We start from the raw sequence: 3,431 nt of genomic DNA, 5'->3' as shown, positions 1-3,431 counted from the left end.
GTCACGGGGCGGGTGCCGGCGGGGGCAGTGGCAGGTCCCGGCCGAGGACGGCGAAGTCCCGTTCGTCCCCGGGGAACCGGAAGTGCCGCAGCACGTCGACGAAACCGAACCGGCGGTAGAGCCGCCACGCCCGGGAGCGCTGCTCGTCTGCCTCCGGCGTGGAGAGCAGGGTACGCCGCCCATCGGCCATGGTCAGCAGGGCGCGGAGCTGCCGGGCACCCAGGCTGTGCCCCTGCATCGGTGGCCGGACGTGCAGCTCCACCACCTCGAAGCAGTCGGTGAACCAGGACCGCCGGGCGGCCGGGTCCAGGGCGCGGTGCACCTGGTCGTGCCACCACTGGCCCGGTTCGGAGTGGTAGCCGTACCCGAAACCGGCCAGGTGCCCGTCGGTGGTCAGGGTGGCGACCGCGCGGAAACCGGGACGGCGTACGTGGGTGGCGATGTACCCGCGTCGGGCCTCCAGCAGGTCGGCGCGGTAACCCATGGCCTCCCCGTAGACGGCCACCACGTCGTCCAGCCGCCGGACCAGATCGTCCGGCGACCACGGCACCAGCCTCATCGCCACCTGTCGTTCCTCACTGTCGATCCGGGTCGTCCGTGGCCCAGCCGAGCACCGTCCGGTCGCCGTGCACCCCGCGCACCTCGAACCGCGCGAAGAGTTCCTCGGCGTACCACCGTTCGGTGGGGGTGCGGGTGATCGCGGCGCGGTGCTCGGGGTGACGGTACGCGAAGTCGACCAGGTCCGCCGGGTCACGCCACACGCTGACCGTGCCCTGCCAACCCAGGGGTGCCTCGCCGACCCCGAACCGGACCAGCAGGCCCGGAGCCTGGTGCAACGCGGCGGCCACCGGGGGTACCGCCCGCCAGAACGTCGCCGCCCGGCGGGCCCGTAACCGGGCCCGGGTCAGCGCCAGCACCGGCCCGTCGACCCGCCCGCCGGGCGGGTCGCCGAACGGGCGTACCCCGGACCACTCGCCCCGGCTGGTCACCGGCCGCAGGTCCAGTCGGGCCGTGGCGCGGGCGATCCGGGCCCAGGAGCGGGCCACCGGGGTGTCGTCGAACCCGGCCGCCGCCGCGGCCGAGTCCCAGACGGTGAGCGCGGCCCACCGGGTCGGGTCGGCGTCGGAGGGGCCGAAGCCGGTACCGGTACCGGTGCCGAGCAGCTTGCCGAACCGGACGCCGGGGGTGGCGCGCAGCCGGCGCGGGTCGAGGGCCATCCGGACCAGGGCCCGGGGCAGGGCGGTCCGGGGCACCCGCCAGACGTGCAGGGTGACCAGCTCGGGGACGGTGTTCACGCCACCTCGGCCGGGGTGCCGGCGGTGATCCGCAGCAGCTCGTCGTACGTGGTCGGGAAGACCGCCCGGGGTATCCCACCGGCGGCCCAGATCTCGGGGTACCCGGCCAGCGCGGTGTCCACGACGGTGCGGACCGGGGCCGGGTGCCCGAGCGGGGCGACCCCGCCGATCGGCTGCCCGGTGTGCTCCCGGACGAACTCCGGGGTGGCCCGGCGCAGCCGGGTGACGCCGAGCCGGGCGGCCAGGCCGGCGGTGTCCACCCGGTGCGCGCCGGAGGTGAGGACCAGCAGCGGGGCCCCGTCCGCCTCGAAGATCAGCGAGTTGGCGATCTGACCGGTTTCGACACCGAGCGCGCTGGCCGCCGCAGCGGCGGTGTGCACCGCCTCGGGCAGGAGCCGTACCGCGCTCGCCGTCCCGGAGCCGTCCCGGGCGCCCGCGTCGTCCAGGGCGGCCTGCACCGCCCGTACGTTGGGGTGTGGCTGCATGTGCCCATCCTTCCTGGTGCACCGGTGCGGTGCCCAGCCGGCCCACCGGGTCAGGTCGGGCCGGGCCGACCGGAGGTGGCGTCGGCCGGCCGGGGTCAGCGGGACAGGTCGGTGGCGGCCAGCACGTCCGGTGGAGCGGGTGCCGCCGCCCGGGTCGTGGACGCGGTCCGGGCGGTCTCGGCCAGGGCGACCCCGACCAGGACCAGCGCGCCGCCGGCCAGTTGGGCGGCGTTGAGCGCCTCGCCGGCGCCGAGCGTGACCCAGGCGACCGCCGCCGCGATCACCGGCTCGATCATGCCGATGATGCCGACGCTGGTCGCCGGCAGGTGCCGCAGGGCGGCGGCCACCAGCAGGTACGGCACGATCGAGCCGAGGACGACGACGTAGCCGCAGAGCAGGGCGACGGGTACCCCGCCGCTGGTGCCGCCGAGCGGTGCCCAGCCGCCGGTGCCGGCGGTGACCAACCGGGTGAGCAGGCCGGCCACGGCGGACGCGCCGAACGCCCAGGTGCAGAGCGAGAGGGTGTCGCGGCGTTCGACGCCCCGGGCGCCGAGGACGTAGTACAGGGCCAGGAAGACCGCCGCGCCCAGCCCGGCCAGTACGCCGGTGCCGTTGAGTTTGAGGTCGCCCCAGACCTCGGCGACGCAGCCGAGCCCGACCAGGCTGAGCAGCAGACCGGCCCAGAGCCGGGGGCGGACCTGCTGGTGCTGGCCGAACCGGGCCCAGAGGGCGACCAGCAGCGGGGCGGTGTACTCGAAGAGCAGGGCGATGCCGACGGGCAGCCGGGCGATGGCCACGAAGTAGAGCATCGGCACCAGGAAGAACCCGGTCAGCCCGTACCCGATCAGCAGGGGGAGCTGACCGGCGGTGACCCGGAGCCGGCGGGCGCCGGGGTGCAGCAGCAGGCTCAACGCGAGCAGGCCGACGACGGCGCCGACCGCGCGGAGCAGGGTGAGTTGCGGTGCGCTGATCCCGGCCCGGAGCACCAGCTTGGACACCGTGCCGTTGATGGCGAAGAGGGCGCCCGAACCGACCACCATGGCGACACCGAGAGCAGGGCGGGGCATGGTCACGGCACGAGGTTACCGCCGCCCGGGTCAGGACTGACCAGCGGTACGGTCGTTACCCACCGGATCCGTCCCGTCGCCCGGCCTGGGGTTTCCCGCCGACCGGGCCGACCGGTTTCCGCGACCCGTGCGGCGTGCGTTGCATTTTCGTCGGGGGCAGGGTGTACTGTCGAAGGCAGTTAGAACGGATGTTCGATTGACGCCCCGATCCGGTGGGGCCGGGTGATGACCCGGCCAGCCGGATCACCGGTCGGACGCCCGTTCACCACCGGGAGAGGTGTTTCGCGGCGCCGGCTCCCGGGGTGCGGCTCCGCGGGCCGCACAGGGTTCCGGACAGTCGCGAGTCCGGGGCCATCAGGCAGGTCGTCGTCCGCTGCCCACGACCCCCGGGCAGCGGACGACGGACCCGCCGGCACGGTCGGTCGGGTGTGGTGTGGGGAAGCGTCCACACCCGGCCGGCCCCCCACACGGGGTGCGCCTTCCTCCGCACCCGCCATGCGTCGGCACCGCCCCGTCGGGTGGTGTGACGCGGCCGACCCGGTGACGCGGAGGAGACAGTCATGCCGACCAACCCGGCCCAGCCG

The 3,431-nt window shown here is 75.2% G+C and carries 4 protein-coding genes; all 4 read right to left on the bottom strand.

Features of this window, described 5'->3' with window-relative positions; translation table 11 throughout:
- Position 1: 1 nt before the first annotated feature.
- Positions 2-559: a GNAT family N-acetyltransferase gene (locus tag GSF22_RS32075; protein ID WP_208817658.1), complete on the bottom strand. Its 558-nt coding sequence runs from the start codon at positions 557-559 to the stop codon at positions 2-4.
- Positions 560-575: 16 nt separating this feature from the next.
- On the bottom strand, positions 576-1,295 hold the full coding sequence (locus tag GSF22_RS32070) for a monooxygenase (RefSeq protein ID WP_208817657.1): 720 nt from the start codon (positions 1,293-1,295) through the stop codon (positions 576-578).
- A complete protein-coding gene (locus tag GSF22_RS32065; RefSeq protein ID WP_208817656.1) occupies positions 1,292-1,780 on the bottom strand; it encodes a YbaK/EbsC family protein in 489 nt (162 codons plus the stop codon). Before GSF22_RS32065 ends, GSF22_RS32070 begins: the two co-directional genes overlap by 4 nt.
- Positions 1,781-1,875: 95 nt before the next feature.
- Positions 1,876-2,847: an EamA family transporter gene (locus GSF22_RS32060; RefSeq protein WP_244454532.1), complete on the bottom strand. Its 972-nt coding sequence runs from the start codon at positions 2,845-2,847 to the stop codon at positions 1,876-1,878.
- Positions 2,848-3,431 lie beyond the last annotated feature (584 nt).

The organism is Micromonospora echinofusca (genome assembly GCF_017614955.1).
GTDB classification, from domain to species: Bacteria; Actinomycetota; Actinomycetes; order Mycobacteriales; family Micromonosporaceae; genus Micromonospora; species Micromonospora echinofusca_A.
Note: the sequence above shows the minus strand (reverse complement) of the source record. Positions and strands in the feature narration are given on the sequence as shown.

Excerpts from the sequence above, each read along its gene's own strand:
- GSF22_RS32065 (WP_208817656.1), bottom strand. The coding sequence starts at position 1,780 with ATGCAGCCACACCCCAACGTACGGGCGGTGCAGGCCGCCCTGGACGAC.
- GSF22_RS32075 (WP_208817658.1), bottom strand. The coding sequence starts at position 559 with ATGAGGCTGGTGCCGTGGTCGCCGGACGATCTGGTCCGGCGGCTGGAC.
- GSF22_RS32060 (WP_244454532.1), bottom strand. The coding sequence starts at position 2,847 with ATGCCCCGCCCTGCTCTCGGTGTCGCCATGGTGGTCGGTTCGGGCGCC.